Raw genomic sequence first — 19,849 nt, 5'->3', positions numbered from 1 at the left:
GTTCAGGGCAAGGTCAGCGTCGTGACGCTGAATGGCTCGATGGACAAGGACGCCGCGCTCTTGTCGCCGACGAAGGTCTTCAATGATCCACCCGTAGTTGTGAGCGTGTCGCCGGAGACGGACTCGATGTGAACGCTCGCATCCGAGGCGAGGGGCTTGCCATCCACGGTGATAGCATTCAACGCGATGGCGAGCCCGCGATTGAGGATGCAGAGATACTTTTTGCCGTCTGGTCCCGCACTTGCGAGCGCCTTGACAACTTCCATCGCACCTTGTTTTTCCACACCCCACACCCCACACCCCACACCCACACCCACACCCACAACGGCAGCGGTCAGCAGTGATTTGTCGCCGCTGTAGAACTGCCGGAGCGGCTTCGCATAGAGATAAGGCGACCACAGCGCGATGTCCTGCTGGTAGGTCACGCCACCGCCACTGCCTTTGCGTTTGCCCGAGGTGAGATCACTCATCAACGGCACCGACCATGTCGCGACTTCGAAGTAGTTGTCGTGCGTCGCATTGTATTCGGTCATGAAGAACAGGAAGTTCACCGAGTGCAGTCCTTCGAGGGCGGTGTTGCGATCCGCGTGCGTGCCCCATTGCAGCATGAACATCTTTTTGTCGGCTCCCCAATCATTCGCATAAGCCTTGATCTCCTTCTCAGGAAAGCTCTGCACAAACGCATCATAATCGCCGAGTCGCTGCTCGGGAGTCTTTACTTCACCGCTGCCGCGTTTGCGCATCGCCGCACTGGCGAACTCCGTCCAGCCGTATTGCGCGAAGTCATCAATGCCGGGGACTTGGGCGACATCCCGGTTCCATTGCCGGAAGGACTCGGGCACGCCCGATTTTCTGCCGACCGGCGTGCTCCAGCCGACGATGCGTACCTTCGGATACTTCGCTTTGAGCAACTCGATAATCGGTTTGATCTTGGCGATGTAGTCGGCGCTGCTCTCGAACCTGAAGGCACCAAGTTGCACCTCCATGCCGAGCACGACCGTTTCGACCGGCACCTGTGTGTCCGTCATCTTCTTCATATACCAGTCGAGTTCTTCGACCGTGCCGTTGGGGATGTTCGGGATGAACACCGCATGGCCGCCCATCGGCTTCATGAAACCGAGGTATTGCAGGAAGAAGTCGGGCGAGCCGACCTTGTTGATGCGGTGATCACTGCCGTGCTTTGACTGTGCGATTTCTTCCTCCTTGATGTTGAAGCCGCCGGTGCCAGTCGGATGATGATACGACGATCCGCCTGGAAACAGGAAGGTGTTGAACTGCAGTTCGCCGAGCGCCGCGAGATACTCCGGCTTCTGCACCAGATCGAAGATGAACATCTCCGCGCAATTGATGCCGTAGATCTTCGGATTGATCGGCACCGGGTTCGCCGACGTGAGCTTGATGGTCACTTTGCCTGCGGGCGCGGGCGTTTCGGCGGGAACGATGGTGGAAGGTGTTGAAGAAGTCGTGCCACCACTCTGCATTTCGCCCCTGAACTGACGAAACTCGTCGGTGGACAGTTTGCCGTCATGATTCAAGTCGGCGGCAGGGAAACGCGTGACCAATTGTTGAAGGCGTTCGTCAACGGCTGTGGGAGTGGCCGAGAACGCAAACCCACTGCAGAAAACGGAGATGGCGCAAAGAATGGTGGCGAGTCGCTTCATGGGGGGCGTGCGCCGAAAGCGACATGCCACTGCATAAACAGCTCCGGCAGCCAAAGGTTGTGGCCGGTTTGCGGGATGACTCCTGTCTCCAGCGCCGCTGGAACGCTAACTCCACATCTTCCGGTCCAGCGTGCGGTAGCCGATGGCTTCGAGGATGTTGTCGGCGATGATTTTATCGTGACTGCCGAGGTCGGCGAGGGTCCGTGCGACTTTGAGGATGCGGTCGTGAGCGCGAGCGCTGAAGTTCATCTAGCTCATGGCGTGTTCGAGGCAGCCGGCGGCTTCGGCATCGAGTTCGCAGTGTTTTTTGATGAGGCGCGGCGTCATGGCGCTGTTGGTGTGGACGCCGGGATGTTTGGCAAAGCGTTCCTGCTGGAGTTGGCGCACGGATTCGACACGCTGGCGGACGGGGCCGGAGGCTTCCCCGCCGTCGCGAGAAGCAAGCGCCTTGTAATCGACGAGAGGAACTTCGACGTGGAGGTCGATGCGATCCAGAAGCGGGCCGCTGATGCGTTGGCGATATCTTTGCCTCGGTCCCCACGAGAAGCGGGTGAAGAGTTACCTAGAGGCACCCGAGACTCTCGGCGAACACCTGCGGAAGCGCCGCCTCGACCTCCGGAAGACCCAGGAGCAGACAGCGGCCCGGTTCGACATCTGCGTCACCGCTTACAACGACTGGGAGGCCGACCGGGCGCGCCGGTAATCAGCAAGTGGCCTGAAATCATCAAGTTTCTCGGCTATGATCCCACCCACCCCCGAAGGATCTCGACGAAGCCCTGACTGCGCTCGAAAAGAGGCACGGCCTGCCCAGAGTCCAACTGGCGGCGAGACTTGGAATCGAGAGGAAAACATTGTTCAAGTGGCTGGGCGGCAAGACAGTCTCATGTCCGAGAGCTCGCAAGAAGGTTTTGGCTTCTCGACTCTCTGGAGCCGAATCGCTCGGGCTTTTCATGGATAAATTGATCATGCACTGAGAACCGACAGTGCCCAGTTCGGCCTCGATTGCTCAAAAGGTTCATTCGCTAAATCGATTCACCAGAAACAAAGGCGGGCATGAGGCGAATGGCGTCTGCGGGCACGGTGCTGGTTTCAGCAAGCTGCCGGACGGCGAGGGCGACGCGACTGGCGAATTGAGCAGGCTGGATGGCGTAACGAGCGATGGTAGGGCTGGCGGCGTCAAGAATGGGATCGTTGTCACGGGAAAGTACTGTGACATCCTTGGGTATCCGCCTGCCCCGACGCATGAGGTGCATGGCGACTGTCAGGGCATGCGTGGCACCGCCTACGAGGTAGGCGGTGGGAGGATTCGGCAAACGCAGACACTCGTCGATCAGGATGCAGAGATGCGATGTCGTGGTGTCGTGACGCAAAACCTGGATGTGCGCCCCTGGCATCCCTTTCAATGCATCACGCAAGCCTTCCTCGCTGGCAATGTCACCACCATAGATGCCTTTGTGCAGCACCAGCGCGATGCGGCGATGCCCTTTGCGCCAGAGCAGGCCGCCCGCATGATGGCAGGTGGCGTGGAAGTCCACATCCACCGATGGCATGCTGATTCCGGGGGCGCTAGATCCCAGAATGAGACAAGTGAGCTTCTGGCGGCTGAACCAGCGCTGCATCGGCTCCTGAGCGCTAAGGACGATCCAGATCATGCCCGGATGTTCGGCCACGAATTGGGCCAGCACACGGCCTGGATTCGCGGTGTAACAGGCAGGGTTGATATGAAACTGCACGACGCAGCCGGCAGCAGTCAGCTTGGCACGCAGGGTGTCCATGACGAAGGAGATGCGCGATGGCAGGGAGAGAAAGGAACCAGGCATGAGAATGCCGATGGTCTTCTTTCGAGCGTTCTCAACTTTGCTGCTACTGCGGCTTTTGATGCGGCGGCGCTGCCGGCCGCTGACCTCCAGCCAGCCTTTGCGCTGCAATTCTTCGAGTGCCGGACGCAGTGTGCGGCGGCTGACCTGCAGGCTCTCGCACAGCTCGCGTTCACCCGGCAGATGCTTCTGCCAATGGCCGTTCCGAATGCCCTCATAAAGGCTTTCCACGGTCTGAGCGACGAGCGACAGGCGCTGCGGCAACTTGGGGGTTGAAAAAGCCTTGGTCTTCATCTGGTGCCATGACGTGACCAGGAGTAATCACTCGTTTCTGTCGATGTAGCAAACAGAATCTTGTGCGCCATGACGCCGCTCCACGCGCTCATGGCCACAAATCCATTAAACCAACCGACCATGCAAAGATACACCGCCATTCTTCTTTTTGGGCCTCCCGGCAGTGGCAAGGGAACTCAGGGCAAGGCTCTCGGCTCGCTCCCCGGCTTCTTCCATTGCTCCTGTGGTGATGTCTTCCGCGCCATGGACGTGCGTACGGAACTGGGTCGTGCCTTCCTTGAATACTCCGGCAAGGGACAACTCGTGCCAGATGAGATCACGATCAAGCTCTGGCTGGCACGGATTAAGAGCTGTGTGACAACACGGGCCATAAAACCGGACATGGACAGACTTGTCCTGGATGGCATTCCGCGCAATCCGCATCAGGCGGAACTCATGGATGCCATGGTCGATGTGGAGCATGTTTTCCATCTCAGCGGAGTGCCGCGCGATGAGATCGCTCTGCGGCTGAAGAAACGCGCGCTCAAGGACAACCGCCTGGACGATGCCAGCGATGCGGTGGTGAAGCGTCGCCTCGAAGTCTATGAGGCCGAGTCCATCGAGTTGCTGAATCACTATCCACCAGAGCGCATCACTCATGTGAACGCCACTCAGCCACCGCATGTCGTTCTCAACGACATTTTCAAAACCGTCATCGAGGCGGAGAAACAGTTCGCCTAGAACGACATGAGCGATTCATCAACGATCAACGACGATACCGAACGCACACTGGAGTTCGAGTTTGTGCGCGCCACAGAGAATGCCGCCCTCAATGCCATGACTTGGCTTGGCAAAGGAGACAAAAATGGCGCTGACGCGGCGGCCTGCGATGCCATCTACGGCATCTTTGACCGCATGGACTGCTGCGCCTCCGTGATGATCGGCGAGGGAATCAAGGATGCAGCCCCCGGCATTTTCCTCGGCGAAAAACTCGGCAGGTGGACCTCCGGCAGTCCGCATTTCGACATCGCCCTGGACCCGGTTGATGGCACCACCAACATCGCGCATGGGCTGCCAAACTCGATCTCCGTCATCGCCGCCAGCATTACCGGAGACGGTCAGAGCCATGCCATGTGCCACCTGCCTTCCTTTTACACAGAGAAACTGGCCTGGGGACCAGAGGTGGTGTGCTGGCTGGAGAAAGCCGGCCTCAGCATCGCTCTCGACGATCCTTTGCGCCTGACGCTCAACCGCGTGGCCACCGCTCTGGACAAACCGTTGGGCAAGCTCGTCGTTTGCACTCTCAACCGTCCACGCAATCAGCACATCATCGTGAATCTGCGTGAATGTGGCGTGGGCGTGCGTCTCATTACCGATGGTGACATCACCGCCGCTCTCGCACCGTCGATGCCGGATTCCGGCATTGATCTTTACGTCGGCATCGGTGGTGCCACCGAGGCCGTGCTTACCGCCGCAGCGCTCAAGACACTTGGCGGCGACATGTTGGTGCGAATGTGGCCGCGAGATGAAGCAGAACTGGCCTCGCTGCTCGAAACTCACTCGCATGAGGAGATCTATGCCGTTCGGCAAACGAACGATCTTGTCAGCGGCAGCAGCGCCGTTTTTTGCGCTACCGGCATCAGCGACAGCCCGCTGCTGCCCGGCGTGAAAATGACGGGTAACAAGGCCGTCACATCCTCCGTCCTTCTGCGCGCCCACAGCCGCACCGTCCGCTATATGCGCACCGTACATGACATGGGCCACAAGTTCATGCCGCTGAGAAGCACGGGTCCGGGCTCATGAAAACAGCACTCTGGTCACTCAAAGCAACCAATGCCGGATGCTTGTCATCAGGCCTGCCCCCGGGTTCCTTCTCACCCGCAGAAAACCCATGAACACGATTTCTTAATGACTGATCGCTACACGCATTCCCGTCGTCTTTACGAACGCGCAACGCAAAGCATCGCCGCAGGTGTGAACAGCGGCATCCGCAAGATGGAGCAGCCCGTGCCTCTCTACTTTCAATACGGCAACGGTCCGCGCGTATGGGATGTGGATGGCAATGAGTACATCGACTTCCAGATCGGCCAGGGTGCGCTGCTTTACGGCCATGCGCCCGCTGGCATGGCGGACGCCATCGCTGCGCAGGCAAGGCTCGGCACGCATTGGGCAGCGCAGTCGGAGCTGGAGATCGAGGTGGCCGAGCGCCTGCAGGCGATGATTCCCTCGGCGGAACTCGTGCGATTTAACAACTCCGCCACCGAAGTCGTGCTCTCGGCACTGCGCCTGGCACGCGGACACACTGGGCGTCCCTTGATCTTGAAGTTCGAAGGCGCGTATCACGGCTGGGCGGATGAAGGTCTCGTCGGCTTCTGTCCCCCACCGGACAAATGGGGCGATGATGAATCCCCGACGCATCTGCATCCCAGCCATGGCGTCATTCCAGAGGTGCTGGACACTTTTGTTGTCTGCCGCTGGAATGATCCCGATCATTTGCGTCGTCAGGTGGAGAAATATCGAGGACAAATCGCCGCCATCATCTTCGAGCCGATCATGTGCAACACCTGCTGCATGGAGCCCGTGCCGGGCATGATCGAAACGATTCGAGAACTGTGCGATCGCGATGGCATATTGATGATTGCCGATGAAACGATCACCGGCTTCCGTTTCGGCCCCGGCGGTGCGCAGAAGCATTTCGGTTTCGTGCCGGACCTGACGATTCTCGGCAAGGCCATCGGCGGTGGCGTGCCGTTTGCCGCGCTGGTGGGCAAACAAAGCGCCATGAAGAAGGTCATTGATGGCACCGTCGTTCATGCGGGAACCTTGAATGGCAATCCACTCTGTCTAGCGGCCAGCAAGTGGTGCCTTGATCATGTGCTGTCTCTGGGAGACTCGCATCCTGAAACCGTGATCAAGCTGGGGCAGAAACTGATGAGCGGACTTCGTGCTCTGGCTGATCAGCATGGTATTCCGCTTCGTCCACAAGGGCCCGGGCCCGTGTTCCATGCCGTCATGCTGAAGCCCGGCTGCGCCGAGGGACCGGTGCGTGATTACCGTGACTATGTGAGGCGACAGGATGCTCCGCGCTGGGCGCATCTGCGCCGCTGTCTTCTGGAGGATGGCGTGCGTGCCATCGAGCGCGGTCTGTGGTTCGTCAGCCTGGCTCATCGTGAGACAGATGTGGACGAGGCTTTGGAAAAGGCATCGCTCAGTTTTGCCAAACATGCCGTCGAGTGGTCAGCAGCCTGATGCAACCATGTTCAAGCGTGTTCTATTCGCCGGCCTGTTTCACGAGACACACACGTTTCTCGAAGGAAGCACGCGCCTCAGCGACTTCACCATCACTTGTGGCAGCGAAATGCTGCGCTGCTCGGGCGACAGCTCACCCATGGGCGGAGCGCTGGATTGTGCGCGGGCCTTTGGCTGGGAGATCATCCCAGCGGCGGATTTCCGCGCCACTCCAGGAGCGATGGTGGAGGACGAGGTCATCGAAGCCTTTTGCCACGAGCTTTTCAAACGACTGCCGCTTGCGGTCGATGCCGTGTATCTCGTGCTCCACGGGGCGATGGTGACGCCCTCGTTTGATGATGTGGAGGGCGAGATCCTGGCGCGGCTGAGAGCCAGGATCGGCCCTGATGTTCCCATCTTTGGCGTCTTCGATCTGCATGCCAATTTCACCCAGCGCATGGCGGATCTGGCCAACTGCCTCGTCGCGTATCGTGAGAATCCTCACGCGGATGCCCGGCGAGCCGCGCAGATCGCCGCCACGCTGCTCCAGCGCTGCCTGACGACGCGGCAGGTGCCGAGGATGTTCTGGCAGCATCCGCCGCTGATGTGGCCGCCCACCGGCACGGCCACGGCATGCGAGCCGATGCTGTCACTAGAAAAAATGGCGCGGGAGATGGAGTCCACGCGCGAGTTCTGGGCGGTGAATGTCTGCGCAGGCTTCTCCTTTGCCGACATGCCGGACGCGGGTGTGAGTTTCGTCATCGCCACTCTGGGAGACGAAGCTCAGGCACGCGCCGCCTTGCAAAAACTATGGGATCTCGCGATGACGAAGAAAGCAGAGGGCAATATGACGGATGCATCGGTGAACGAAGTCTTCGCAAAGCTCGATCTCACATCACCAGGACTCACCGTGCTCGTCGAAGCCTCTGACAACATCGGCGGCGGCGCTCCTGGCGATGGCACGGGCCTGCTGCGTGCCTTGATCGAACGCCAGACCTCCAACGCGGCCATCTGCATCAATGATCCCGAGGCGGTTCGTCGGCTGCGCACGATAGCGCCAGGGCACAAGACCACTTTGACCGTGGGCGGGCGCTCCAGCCAGCTTGATGCCGGTCCCGTTTCTCTCACAGTCGAGCTGCTGCGCTCAGGCGATGGCAAGTTCGAGCTGGAGGACAAGCGCAGCCACCTCGCCAGCATGTGCGGCGATCATTTTGACATGGGTGAGTGCGCCGTCGTGCGTCATGCCGGGCTGACCATTCTCCTCACGAGCCACAAGACACCGCCCTTCGATCTCGGCCAATGGCGCAGCCAGGGCATCGAGCCACGCGATCTCTCCGTGATCGGCGTGAAGGCCGCCGTCGCGCACCGCCATGCCTACGATCCCATCACCCAACAAATGTGCTGGGTGGACACACCCGGTCCCTGCACCAGCCAGTTGAAGTCACTGCCGTTTCGCAAAGTCCGCCGTCCGATTTATCCGCTCGATGAAATAAGGTAGGAAAATTACCAAACTCAGAACTCTGAAAATCTTCCTACCAACAAATTTTCCTACCTCAACTCACCATGATCATCGACTGCCACAATCACATCGGAGCGGACATGCTCTTCTACCTGCACGGCGATTTTCCGTATGCGCAGCAGCTCGTGGACATGACGCAGGTCGGTGGCTCGCTCGGCATCACTCACTGGATCGTCTTTCCCTTCGTCTCGTATGCGGCGATGGACGTGACCAAGTTCCGCAGTGGCGGGATCGGCTTCGGCAATGGCCTGGAAACCGTGCCTTACGCCTTCGAGAACCGCCGTATGTTGGAGGAGTGCTATCGACTCTTTCCTGAAGAAGGCCGCAAGACGCTTCCGTTTGTCATGGTGGACCCTATGCGCCACACCGACGCGCAAGCCGCTGAGCTTGTGAAACTGCGCGCTGAATACCGCATCCACGGCATCAAGATTCAAAGCACGATCATCCAGGCTGACATCAAGCGCCTCGCGCATGAAGGCCAAGTTTTCCTCGATCTCGCCCGCGAATGGGACGCGCCCTTCATCATCCACAGCAGCGTCGCAAAGGATGATTTATGGGCCCAGGCGCACGACATCCTCGACCTCGCCGAAGCCAACCCCGACATCCGCTTCTGCGCTGCGCACTCTTGCCGCTTTGACAAGGAATGTCTCGACCGCGTGCAGGCGTTGCCGAATGCTTGGTTCGACAACTCCGCCCACTGCATCCACTGCGAAGGCGCGGTGGGTGATATGCCCTACATCGCCCCTAAAAGCCGCCGTTTTGACAGCGCCTATAGTGATCCCGCGCGTGTCATCGCTGATCTCGCTGCCGCGTATCCGCACAAGTTCATGTGGGGCAGCGATTCGCCCTTCTACAGCTATGCGGCGGCCATCAGCGGCGAAGTCGTGAAGCTCATCAGCACCTATGAGCGCGAGGTTATCGCCCTCAAAGCCGCAGGTGAGGAAGTCGTCCGCCGCATCGCCGCCACGAACACTCTGAACTACCTCAAGCTCCCTGATGAAAGCATTCTCTCTTGAAGGACATGCCGCGCTCGTCAGCGGCTCATCCCAGGGCATTGGAGCAGCCATCGCCGATGGTCTGGCGGAGTGCGGTGCCACTGTCGTGAGGCATGGCCTGCAAAACGACCCCAGATGGGCCTCATACGTCCCATGTGACCTATCCGTACCATCCGCGCCAGCACAGCTCATTGAGCAGGCCTTCTCCCTCCAGCCATCGCTCGACCTCCTCGTCTGCAATGCCGGCAGCTTCTTCGACACGCCCTTTCTCGACATGACAGAGGCCGAGTGGGAGAAAACGATGTCGCTGAACCTCCGCGCCACTTTCTTTCTCGCGCAGGCTTTCGCGAAGAAGCGCGTCGCGCTCGGTGGTGGTGGCAGCATCGTCATCGTCTCCTCCACGAACGGCTTTCAGGCCGAAGCCGATAGCGTCACGTATGACACGAGCAAAGGTGGCCTGGTCATGATGACAAAGTCGCTCGCGGCCTCGCTCGCGCCGCATGGCATTCGCGTGAATGGCATCGCGCCGGGCCTCATCCGCACGCCCTTGACGCAGACGTGGATGGAGCCACGCGCACAGGACCTGCTGAAGAACTACGAGAAGAAAATCCTGCTCGGCCATGTCGGCCAACCGCAGGATTGCGCGGGTGCGGCCGCCTTCCTGTGCTCGCCTGCCGCCAGTTACATCACTGGGGAGATCATCGTCATCGACGGCGGCCTCACCACCGCTCAGATCGGTCGTCTTTAACTCACCCTCATGCCTGCTACATCCAATGCTTTTTCCGATGCAGCAGACGCACGCCTGCCTTCACGCGCCTGGCTCATCGTCGGCTTGCTCTGCGTGGTCGCCTGCCTGAACTACCTCGACCGTGTGATGCTCACGACGATGCGGGATTCCGTGAAGTCGGCGATTCCGATGACTGATGCGCAGTTCGGCCTGCTCACGTCGGTGTTTCTGTGGGTCTATGGCCTGTTGAGTCCTTTTGCGGGCTTCCTCGCGGACCGTTTGAGCCGGACCCGTGTCATCATCGGCAGCTTGTTTCTTTGGTCGCTCACGACCTGGGTCACAAGCCACTGCGTCACTTTTGATCAGTTGCTCATCACACGTGCCGTCATGGGGCTGAGCGAGGCCTGTTACCTGCCTGCGGCACTCGCTTTGATCGCAGACTATCACCGTGGATCGACACGTTCGCTGGCGGTCGGTATTCACAACTGCGGCGTCAGCATCGGTTCCGGTCTCGGCGGCATGGGCGGTTGGCTGGCGGAGCGCCATGGCTGGAGCTTTGCGTTCAGTTTGTTCGGCATCATCGGCGTTGTTTACTCCGTGCTGCTGGTCTTCGGCCTGCGCGATGCGCCACGTCAAAGCGATGCCTCGTCCACATCAGCGAGCACCGAGGAAAAAGTGAGCTTCCTGCCTGCGCTGCGCAGCCTGTTCAGCCAGCGCTCCTTCATCGTGTTGCTGGCGCATTGGGGACTCATGGGACTCGCCGCCTGGGGCATTGTGGGCTGGATGCCGACGTATTTGCAGCAGCAGTTCAATCTAGGCCAGGGCGAGGCCGGATTCGCGGCCACGGGTTATCTTCAAATCTCCACCGTCATCGGTTTGATCATCGGCGGAGCTTGGGCGGACCGTTGGAGCCGCAAGCATGAGCGCGGGCGTCTTTACGTCGCGATCCTCGGCATGTGCATCGCCGCACCTGCCATCTTCCTGACGTCGAACACGGAAACCTTTGGCATCGCCATCACAGGACTGGTGATCTTCGGCTTCGCCCGTGCCTGCACGGATGGCAACACCATGCCGATCCTCTGCATGGTCTCTGATTCACGCTACCGCGCCACCGGCTTCGGCGTGCTGAATCTCTTCGCCTGCGGCATCGGCGGCCTCACGATCTATGCCGGTGGTGCGTTGCGCGATGCCAACGTGAACGTGCGCCACATGTTCGAGTTCTCCGCCGTCGGTCTGCTCGTCTGCGCCGTGCTGCTTTCCTTCATCAAACCCCAATCATGCAAAACCAACACGCCAACACTCCCCTGATTCTCGGCCTCGTGAGCAGTCTCACCATGGCGCACGCCGCCACCTGGGAAAAGCTGCCGCCGCTGCCCGAACCCGCCGCTGGCTTCGTCGCCGGATGTGTGAATGGCAAGATCATCGTCGCAGGCGGCACGAATTGGAGCGATGGCACGAAGCGCTGGCTCGACACCGTGTGGCTCTTTGATCCCGCGACGAATCAATGGACCCTCGGCCCCAAGCTGCCGCACTCCGTCGCCTACGCCGCTTTTGCCAGCGATGGCACACGTCTTTACTTCGCTGGTGGAGCCGATGGCAAACAAGGGCGCAAAGAGATCTATGCGCTTGATGACCAGTTCAAACTCACTCGCCTTGGCGATCTCCCGCAGCCTGTCGTGTATGGCGCTGGTGCTCTGCGGGATGGTCAGTTGCATGTCTTTGGCGGCACACCTGATCCCGACGACTGGAGCAAGGGAAGTAACAGCCTCTACGCCATCCATTTGACCACTGGCAGCACCTCCACACTCGCCGCGCTTAAAGAACTGCCAAACCCTATCGGCATCCCTGCCGTGACTGCAATCGATAATCATCTCTATAGCTTCACCGGTGCCTGGATTGATGCCAGCCAGCAGGCCCACAACGCCACCGCCGCTTTTCAGCACGAGATCGCATCAGACGCCTGGAAGAAGCTCGCCGAGTATCACGAAGCCATTCGCGGCGTCTTCAGCGTGCCGCTGGACGAGTATCGCATCTACCTCGCTGGAGGCTACAGTAGCGTGACAGCGGGATTCGTCGCCAAAGCCTGGATTTACGACCTGCGCACCCATCAATACAACGCGTCCACACCGATGCCACTGGCCGTGAACACCACCTTCGTGAGATGCGGCGAGTTCATCCACCTCCTCGGTGGCGAAGACCAGATGAAGCACCGCTCTGACACCTGCTGGCGCATACGTGCCAGCGACTTGCTGGCTGAGAAGCCGTGAGGTGGTCTAACGCTCTATCGCCATCGCGATGCCCATGCCGCCGCCGATGCAGAGGCTGGCGATGCCGCGATGGAGGTTCAGGTCTTCCATGAGGTGTAGCAAGGTCACGAGCACGCGGGCACCGCTGGCACCGATGGGATGACCGAGGGCGATGGCCCCGCCGCGTTGATTCAGCTTATTCGGATCAAGGCCGAGCTGCTGGGCACAGGCGAGGGCTTGGGCGGCGAAAGCTTCGTTGATCTCGATGGCGTCCACTTCGTCGAGTTTCCAGCCGGTTTCCTCGCACAGACGACGGATGGCATGAACGGGGCCGAGGCCCATGGTGGCGGGATCGCAGCCGACAGCGGTGCTGGCGATGATACGGGCGCGTGATTGCAGGCAGTGCTCTTGGATCGCGGAGGCGGAAGCCAGCACGAGCAGCGCGGCACCATCGTTGACGCCGGAGGCATTGCCTGCGGTCACGCTACCGTCTTTGCGGAAAGAAGGCTTGAGCTTGGCGAGCTTTTCCAGCGTGGTGTCGGCACGCGGATGTTCGTCGTGCTGCACGATGCCTTCGCGGGCTTCGATGGGCACGATTTCGCGCTGAAAGGCATCGCGACTGGCAGCGGCGCGTTGCTGGCTGAGGAGGGCAAAAGCGTCCTGTTCAGCGCGGGTGATGCCGCAGGTGTCAGCGATGCGTTCAGCGGTCTCGCCCATGCCGAGTTTGAGCACGGGATCGGTCAGACCATCGGCCAGGATGGCATCCACGAGCGTGCTGTCGCCGAGTTTGCAGCCGCTGCGCAGGTCAGTAGCGTAATGCGGGGCTCGGCTCATGGATTCGACGCCGCCGGTGAGCACGAGCGTGGCTTCGCCGGAAGCGATGGCATCGGCAGCGAGCGCCACGGCCTTCATGCCTGAGCCGCAGACCATGCTCGTGACAAACGCAGGCACACTCTGCGGCAAACCGAGCCGCAGGCCGAGCTGACGCGCCACATTCATGCCTGAGCCAGCGGTGAGCACCTGGCCGAGGATGACCTGGCTGATGGCAGGCTTCAGCGCCTCCGGCACGATGGCTTGCGCGACAGGAAGCGCGAGATCAGCCGCCGATAGTGAGCGCAGGCCGCCGCCGAGCCGACCAATCGGCGAACGTCGTGCAGCGGCGATATAAACAGGTGTGGAGTAGATCATGGGTGCGTGGCGAAACAGTCTGGGGGCATCGCTGTCGTCGAGGCGATGATTGGCGTGAATTCCATCTGGTCGAGCACCTGCGTTTGCAAGTCCACACCGGGGGCCAGCTCGGTGAGTTGCAGACCTTGCGGGGTGAGGGCAAAGACGGCGCGCTCCGTGACATAGAAGACCTCCTGCCCGCGCTGCAGCGCCGTGGGGCCATGGAAGCAGACGTGCTGGATGCTGCGCACGAACTTGGGATGGCGGCCTTCTTTAGCAATCTCGAGCTGACCATCTTTAACCGCGACCTCCAGCTCACCAGCACGCAGAGTGAGGCAAAACACGAGCCGCCTGGCGCTTTGGGCAATGTTCACAAAGCCGCCGACACCGGCGAAGCGTCCGGCGAAACTGGTGACGTTCACGCTGCCTTCCGCATCCACCTCCACCGCGCCGAGCACCGCGATGTCGATGCCGCCGCCGTCGTAGAAGTCGAACTGCGAGGGCTGATCAATGATCGCCTCGGGGAAGTGGCTGCATCCAAAGCTCAAGCCGGATGCAGGCACGCCGCCGGTGGGACCGCTCTCGACCGTGAGCGTGAATTCCTTCAAGCGCCCAGTCTCTGCCGCGACCATGGCCACACTTTCGGGCAGGCCGATCCCCAGGTTCACGATGTCGCCTGCGCGAATCTCCTTCAGTGCACGCTGACCGATGATCTTGCGCTCGGAGAAGCCCATCGTCGGCAAGGTGAAGCCATCGCTGCGCGAAGTGACCAAGGACTCGTCAAACGTGACGCCAAAGGTCTGATCATGCTGTGCGCCATCGCTGACGACGATGTAATCCACCAGGATGCCGGGCACGCGCACGGACTTAGGATCAGCAAATGAATCCACTACCTTCTCCACCTGCGCGATGACGATGCCGCCGTGATTCTTCGCCGCTTGTGCGATAGGCAGCACCTCACCGATCAAACCTTCGCGCTCCATGCTCAGGTTGCCACGCGCATCGGCGGTGGTCGCGCGGATGAGGCCGACGTGGATGGGCACGGGCTTGTAGCGCAGCCAAGTTTGCCCATCCAGTTCGATGCGCTCCACCAGCGGCTGCGTGGTCCGCGCGTTCATGCGGCCACCGCTTTGCGCGGCATCAATGAACGTGTTCAAACCCACCTGCGTGATGAGTCCGGGACGCTTGGCCGCGATCTCGCGCAGCAGCACACTGAGCACGCCCTGCGGGAAGTTGTAGGCCTCGATCTCGTTCGCGAGCGCCAGCGCACCGAGCTTTGGCGCGAGGTTCCAATGCCCGCCGATGACGCGTTTGATCAGCCCTTTATGCGCCAGATGATTCAAGCCTCGTTCACCACGGTCTCCCTGCCCCGCGCAGTAGTAGAGCGTGAGATCGTTTGGCGTGCCAGTTTGCAAAAACCGACGTTCCAAGGCCGACGTGAGCATCTCGGGATGGCCCGCGCCGACAAATCCACCCACGGCAACCGTCGCGCCGCTGGGGATGGCGGCGATGGCTTCATCCGCGCTCACTTGAAGCGCTGCGGCCCTCATCCGCGCCAGCCTCCGTTCACTTCGATCGTTTGACCTGTGACATACGAGGCCAGCGGCGAGCAGAGAAAGAGCGCCACATTCGCGATCTCCTCCGTGGTGCCGAAGCGGCCCAGCGGCACGTTCTTGATCATCTCGGCACGGACATTTTCAGGAATGGTCGCCGCCATCGCGGTGTCCACCACGCCGGGCGCGATGGCATTGGCGCGGATGTTTCGTCGCGCTGCCTCGCGACTGAGCACGCGCATCATGGCTTGCACGCCAGCTTTGGCCGCCGCGTAGTTCGCCTGACCGTAGAAGCCCTGGATCGCCGCGATGCTGCCCATGCTGACGATGGCCCCGTGATCGCGCATGATTTCGAGCGCGAATTTGCAGCACTGGAAGACGCCCGTGAGATTCACATCGATCACCGCGTCCCATTCATCCATCGACATCTTCGCGATGGTTCGATCACGCAGGATGGCGGCGTTGTTGATGAGGAAATCGAGGCCGCCATGCGCCTGCTGGATGCCTGCCATCATCGTCTGCACGGCCTGCGTGTCGGCCACATTGGCCACTGCTGCAAACGCGCTACCGGAACGCAAGGCGTTGAGTTCATCGGCGATGCATTGGGCGTCCTCGCCCGTGCTGCCGATGCCTGGATGATTCAAAACCACGGTGGCGCCCGCCGCATGAAACGTGCGGGCCATCTGCGCGCCGATGCCTTGTGAAGCGCCCGTGATGAGGGCGACCTTGCCAGTCAGATCTATGCTGTGACTCATGAGATTTATTTCGCTGTGTAGCCGCCATCCACCGGCAGGTTCACGCCCGTGATGTAAACAGAGGCATTGCTCAAAAGGAAGATCAAAGCGCCGCCAAGGTCGTTTTCATCGGCCATGCGGCCGAGCATGGTGTGCTCGCTGAAGCGCTGCACAAACAGCTCCGGTTGGTTGTTGAAGAAGCCGCCGGGGGAGAGGCAGTTCACCCGCACGTTCTTCGGTCCGTAGAGCGCCGCGTAGAAGCGGGTGAGGTTCAACATGCCGCCTTTGTGGAAGAAATAATCCGGCGGCATGTCGCCCATGTTGGTGCCTGCATACAGCTCGTAGCTCGGCCCGATCATTCCCTGGATACTGCCGATGTTCACGATGCTGCCGCGTCCGACCTCAGCCATGGCGCTGCCGAAGTGACGATGCATCAGCATCAAGCCCGTGGCATTCACCCGCATCGAGTCCTCCCATTGCTCGACCGTTCCCTGCGCGCCTTTCATCGGACGCAGCACGGAGTTGTTCACGAGGCCATGCAGTGGGCCAAAACGCTCCTCCAGGCGTGCCTTGAGCGCGATAATCGAGGCTTCATCGCCTTGATCGAAGCCCTCAGCGAAGACCTTGTGCCCGCGTGCGGTTTCTTCATCGGCGACGACTTGCAGCTTGTCCGCATTGCGCGAGGCGATGATGAGCGTGGCACCGGCTTCAGCCAGCGAAGCCGTAAGGCCGCGACCGAAGAGTCCTGCGGCACCAGTGAGGAGGATGGTGTGGTCTTTGAGTGAGAATGAAGGGAGCATAAGTGCTACTTGGATTGGTAAACGGAGTCGCTGGCAGCAGCCTTGTTCTGGCCGTTAAAATTGCTAACGATGGTCTTGAAGGCGTTGCCCAATTCTACCACGTCCGCGCCGAGGGTGAAAATGCGCACGCCTTCCTCGATGAGCTGGTCCTTTTGTCCGAACAGTGACGCAACAGCGGCGTGCTTGCCATGCTTGATGGCAGCAGCGTGAACGCGCTTGCGGGCGGCGACGACCTCCGGCGAGGTGACCTGACCGAGTTTACCGATACGATGGCTGAAATCGCCCGCGCCGAAGAGCAATGCGTCAAAACCAGGCACGGCAGCGATTTCTTCGACGACTTCGAGCGCTTCAGGACTCTCGATTTGCAGAATCACAAACTTCTCCGTGTTGCAGTGGTGGCAGTAGTCAGCGAGCGACACTTGGCAGAACGAACCGTCCATGTTGCCGCCATCGAGCGGCTTGGAGCCGAGCGGGCGACAGCGCACCATGTCCACCACATTGCGGACTTCATCCGAGCTGGTGATGTGCGGGACCATGATGGCGGTGGCATCACACTCGAAGGGCTTGTTGTAGTCGCTGTAGCCGCCTTTGCTGACACGCACGATGGTGTCCATGTCATGCAGCTTCGCGGCGCGGATCTGATGCTCCAGATTGAGCCAGTCGTTCGGCACATGCTCGTTGCACAGCCACACGGCGCTGGCTCCGGCGAGTCCTGCCAGCTCAATGATCCGTGGGTCGTTGAGGTTGATCTTGATGACGGTGGAGTTCTGGCCGGAGCGCAGTTCTCGGAGGATTCGGGAGGGGCGGAGTTTCATGATTTATCGGAGAGTGATGGCAAAGACGTCAGCCTTTTCGAGATGCAGGCGGATGTGATACTTGGCAGGTGGCAGATCCGTCAGCTTCTTGTCCTTCCAACTGAAGCGATAGCGCAGCGCGTCCTTCTTCAGCGGCACGCAGTTCTCCTTGTCGAAGCCGGGCACACGATAGCCGTCTTCATCGAGCAACTCGGCCCACACAGCTCCATCAGCAGCGTTGGCATTCACATAGATCTCAGTGCGGCCCTTGAGGTCCATCGGCTTGAAGGTAATCTGACCGATGGTCGGCGGCTGTTTCACTTTCGCCGTGGGTGCCTCAGGCTCGGGGCGAATGCCTGCGAAGCGATCCAGCGGCAGTGTGGCGAGGCCGACGCCGCTGGTTTGTTGATCGCCCGTGATGTCAGTGCCGCCGCCGATGGCACCGCTGCTGTAGGCACCATAGTAAAAGCGCATTTCGTTACCGTGGACGATCATGTTGGCGTTCGTGACGATGGTGCCGCTGTCAAACTGCTGCCCTGGACTGCGCGGGATGAAGTAGGCCTCGCGAAAGGGGCGCTCCCACTCGAAGCCATCGCGACTAATCATGAGCTCGATGTCCATCACACCTTTGTTCGCACGATCCAAGATTTGATTCAGGCTGAAGTAGCGCTCGCAATGGATGAATACCGGCGACGTGTGAAATTCCAGCGCTCCATCGGCATCATCGGGCGCACAGACGAGCTGCGGCTTCGTCCAATGCAGGAAATCCGTGCTTTGACAGCGGCCCATGCCGTGCTTCCAACCTAGACCGCCGTCAGGTCCGCCGATCCACATCTTGCCATAGATCACGAAGGTCTTGTGCTTCGGATCATAGATCACATCCGCAGCATCAGACAGCGACATGGGCAGCAGTGCTTGCCTGCGCACGCGCCCATCGTTCGACTTGGTTTCGCTGTAAGGATTCTCGCCAGCGAAGGGCGGCTGCTTCTTTTTAGCACCGTAGAAGCAGCGATAAAACGGTGCTTCCGGGTGTTTCGTCCAGTGGATGCCATCCGGTGAGTAGGCGACGTGCAATCCAGCCCACACCGAGCCATCGGCATCCTTGGACCAGTCGTTGAAGGCCATCTTGTAGCGCTTCGCAGCGTCTTTCTCGCGCTCATCCACGATCACGGAGTTGCAATAGCGGTCGCCATACACGCCGCTGCCGATGAGCACGATGTTGGTGTTCTTGTCGCCATTGAAATCGAACAGGCCGAGATAAGGCCGCGTGAAAGTGATGCCGTCATCGGATTCGGCATAGCACACCACGCACTCGTGCGTTTTGAGCTGCGCCCGCTTGCCGCCGTAGCCCTGATACCAGAGCTGATACTTACCCGTCTTCGCGTCGCGATGCACGCTGGTCCAGCCGATGGTCAACTCCCACGGCTTCACCTCGGCGATGAGCGGGTTTTTCGCATGGCGCAGAGGCGTGTTCATGAAGCGCCGTGTCCCAGAACGATAGAGCACCTCATGATCATCGACCATGAGGATGGTGCGCTCCGCTGCGAGCAGGCTGGAACAACTGAGCAGCAGGGCGAGAAATGTGTGTGTTTTCATGATGTTGGTTGGCATCAGCGTGCAGCACCGCTGACGCAGTCGTTGAAGCCGCATTTCTGCACGAGCGACTGCACATGCGCGCGTTTCTCGGCGGGTGATTTGTCGGTGCGGCGCAGGAACATGTGCGCCTCGTGCTCGAAGGCGCGATTCTTGATCGCGTAGCCTGCCAGATCGCGAATGCAGTCCGGCGGGATGCGGATGACGCCATTTTGATCCGCGTGGATGACCTCGCCTGGAGTGATGGTCACGCCACCGACCTCCACGGGTCGGTTGATGAAGCGAAAGCGCAGCGCCTCGTGATGCACGGCGCGACCTCGGCAATACACCGCGAAGGGAGTGGTCATGATGCCCGCGATGTCGCGCACGCGGCTGTCGCTGACCAGACCGACACAGCCGACGGAGAACAGAGTCTTTGCCATGCCATCGCCGATCATGCATTCATGTTCGGGGCGTGAGCCCACCGCCTTGGCCACGAGAATGCTCGGCAGGCTGCTCTGGCGCATCATTTCCAGCAGCTTCCAGTAAAGCTCCGTGTCACCCGGTTCGCCCGGCGTGCTGCTGTCGATCTCCGCGGTGAAGGCCACGCCGATGGTGGGACCTAGCGGTGGCGTGACGGACTGAATCTCGCCGCTGAGGTAGTATTGATGCGGCGGCACAGGACTGATGTAGCCGATGGTGTTGGCAAGCAGGGGCGTGTCGAAGTCGCGGAGTTCGTGAAGGAGATCGGCTGTCATCATGA

18 protein-coding genes and 1 pseudogene are annotated in these 19,849 nt (G+C 60.3%); 9 read left to right on the top strand and 10 right to left on the bottom strand.

Translation table 11 applies throughout. From position 1 onward, the window contains the following. Positions 1 to 2 precede the first annotated feature (2 nt). Positions 3 to 1,661 carry an EF-hand domain-containing protein gene (locus U1A53_RS11425; protein ID WP_322280986.1) on the bottom strand — a complete coding sequence of 553 codons (1,659 nt, stop codon included), beginning with the start codon at positions 1,659 to 1,661 and terminating at the stop codon, positions 3 to 5. 105 nt (positions 1,662 to 1,766) lie between these two features. After that, positions 1,767 to 2,147, bottom strand: a pseudogene (locus U1A53_RS11420) (hypothetical protein). Positions 2,148 to 2,211: 64 nt separating this feature from the next. Between U1A53_RS11420 and U1A53_RS11415 the strand changes: the two are divergent. Continuing rightward, positions 2,212 to 2,364: a hypothetical protein gene (locus U1A53_RS11415; protein WP_322280985.1), complete on the top strand. Its 153-nt coding sequence runs from the start codon at positions 2,212 to 2,214 to the stop codon at positions 2,362 to 2,364. Positions 2,365 to 2,683: 319 nt separating this feature from the next. Here U1A53_RS11415 and U1A53_RS11410 read toward each other — a convergent pair whose 3' ends face one another. Then, positions 2,684 to 3,772 carry a substrate-binding domain-containing protein gene (locus U1A53_RS11410; protein WP_322280984.1) on the bottom strand — a complete coding sequence of 363 codons (1,089 nt, stop codon included), beginning with the start codon at positions 3,770 to 3,772 and terminating at the stop codon, positions 2,684 to 2,686. A 120-nt stretch (positions 3,773 to 3,892) separates the two neighbouring features. Here U1A53_RS11410 and U1A53_RS11405 point away from each other — a divergent pair, with 120 nt between their 5' ends. The 8 genes from U1A53_RS11405 (at position 3,893) to U1A53_RS11370 (ending at position 12,487) form a co-directional block, all read left to right on the top strand. Beyond that, entirely contained in the window at positions 3,893 to 4,492 is a 600-nt protein-coding gene (locus tag U1A53_RS11405; RefSeq protein ID WP_322280982.1) for a nucleoside monophosphate kinase, read from the top strand. 6 nt (positions 4,493 to 4,498) lie between these two features. Then, positions 4,499 to 5,554: a fructose-bisphosphatase class II family protein gene (locus U1A53_RS11400; protein ID WP_322280980.1), complete on the top strand. Its 1,056-nt coding sequence runs from the start codon at positions 4,499 to 4,501 to the stop codon at positions 5,552 to 5,554. A gap of 105 nt (positions 5,555 to 5,659) precedes the next feature. After that, on the top strand, positions 5,660 to 7,000 hold the full coding sequence (locus tag U1A53_RS11395) for an aspartate aminotransferase family protein (RefSeq protein WP_322280979.1): 1,341 nt from the start codon (positions 5,660 to 5,662) through the stop codon (positions 6,998 to 7,000). Positions 7,001 to 7,007: 7 nt separating this feature from the next. Continuing rightward, positions 7,008 to 8,477, top strand: coding sequence for a M81 family metallopeptidase (locus tag U1A53_RS11390; RefSeq protein WP_322280978.1), 1,470 nt, complete (start codon positions 7,008 to 7,010; stop codon positions 8,475 to 8,477). 65 nt (positions 8,478 to 8,542) lie between these two features. Beyond that, positions 8,543 to 9,514 carry an amidohydrolase family protein gene (locus U1A53_RS11385; protein ID WP_322280977.1) on the top strand — a complete coding sequence of 324 codons (972 nt, stop codon included), beginning with the start codon at positions 8,543 to 8,545 and terminating at the stop codon, positions 9,512 to 9,514. Next, the gene (locus U1A53_RS11380) at positions 9,495 to 10,241 is read left to right on the top strand and encodes an SDR family oxidoreductase (RefSeq protein ID WP_322280975.1); all 747 of its coding nucleotides are present in this window, start codon (positions 9,495 to 9,497) and stop codon (positions 10,239 to 10,241) included. The genes U1A53_RS11385 and U1A53_RS11380 overlap by 20 nt, the downstream gene beginning before the upstream one ends. Before the next feature lie 9 nt (positions 10,242 to 10,250). Then, positions 10,251 to 11,528: an MFS transporter gene (locus U1A53_RS11375; RefSeq protein WP_322280973.1), complete on the top strand. Its 1,278-nt coding sequence runs from the start codon at positions 10,251 to 10,253 to the stop codon at positions 11,526 to 11,528. Further along, a complete protein-coding gene (locus tag U1A53_RS11370) occupies positions 11,498 to 12,487 on the top strand; it encodes a kelch repeat-containing protein (RefSeq protein WP_322280971.1) in 990 nt (329 codons plus the stop codon). Before U1A53_RS11375 ends, U1A53_RS11370 begins: the two co-directional genes overlap by 31 nt. Positions 12,488 to 12,493: 6 nt before the next feature. Here the strand turns inward: U1A53_RS11370 and U1A53_RS11365 are convergent, their stop codons facing one another. The 7 genes from U1A53_RS11365 to U1A53_RS11335 are packed head-to-tail and all read right to left on the bottom strand — an operon-like array spanning position 12,494 to position 19,847. Further along, a complete protein-coding gene (locus U1A53_RS11365) occupies positions 12,494 to 13,654 on the bottom strand; it encodes an acetyl-CoA C-acyltransferase (protein ID WP_322280969.1) in 1,161 nt (386 codons plus the stop codon). After that, positions 13,651 to 15,183, bottom strand: a complete 1,533-nt coding sequence (locus U1A53_RS11360) for a malonate decarboxylase subunit alpha (protein ID WP_322280968.1) — start codon at positions 15,181 to 15,183, stop codon at positions 13,651 to 13,653. Before U1A53_RS11360 ends, U1A53_RS11365 begins: the two co-directional genes overlap by 4 nt. After that, entirely contained in the window at positions 15,180 to 15,941 is a 762-nt protein-coding gene (locus tag U1A53_RS11355; RefSeq protein WP_322280966.1) for an SDR family NAD(P)-dependent oxidoreductase, read from the bottom strand. The genes U1A53_RS11360 and U1A53_RS11355 overlap by 4 nt, the downstream gene beginning before the upstream one ends. Positions 15,942 to 15,946: 5 nt before the next feature. Then, positions 15,947 to 16,720 (bottom strand): SDR family oxidoreductase, encoded by a 774-nt coding sequence (locus tag U1A53_RS11350; RefSeq protein WP_322280965.1) that lies wholly within the window; start codon positions 16,718 to 16,720, stop codon positions 15,947 to 15,949. 5 nt (positions 16,721 to 16,725) lie between these two features. Next, positions 16,726 to 17,535: an aldolase/citrate lyase family protein gene (locus U1A53_RS11345; protein WP_322280963.1), complete on the bottom strand. Its 810-nt coding sequence runs from the start codon at positions 17,533 to 17,535 to the stop codon at positions 16,726 to 16,728. Between the two features lie 3 nt (positions 17,536 to 17,538). Continuing rightward, the gene (locus U1A53_RS11340; RefSeq protein WP_322280961.1) at positions 17,539 to 19,110 is read right to left on the bottom strand and encodes a hypothetical protein; all 1,572 of its coding nucleotides are present in this window, start codon (positions 19,108 to 19,110) and stop codon (positions 17,539 to 17,541) included. Positions 19,111 to 19,124: 14 nt separating this feature from the next. Beyond that, a complete protein-coding gene (locus U1A53_RS11335; protein ID WP_322280960.1) occupies positions 19,125 to 19,847 on the bottom strand; it encodes an RraA family protein in 723 nt (240 codons plus the stop codon). Between the last annotated feature and the right edge of the window lie 2 nt (positions 19,848 to 19,849).

The organism is Prosthecobacter sp., assembly GCF_034366625.1.
In the GTDB taxonomy this organism is placed as follows: domain Bacteria; phylum Verrucomicrobiota; class Verrucomicrobiia; order Verrucomicrobiales; family Verrucomicrobiaceae; genus Prosthecobacter.
Note: the sequence above shows the minus strand (reverse complement) of the source record. Positions and strands in the feature narration are given on the sequence as shown.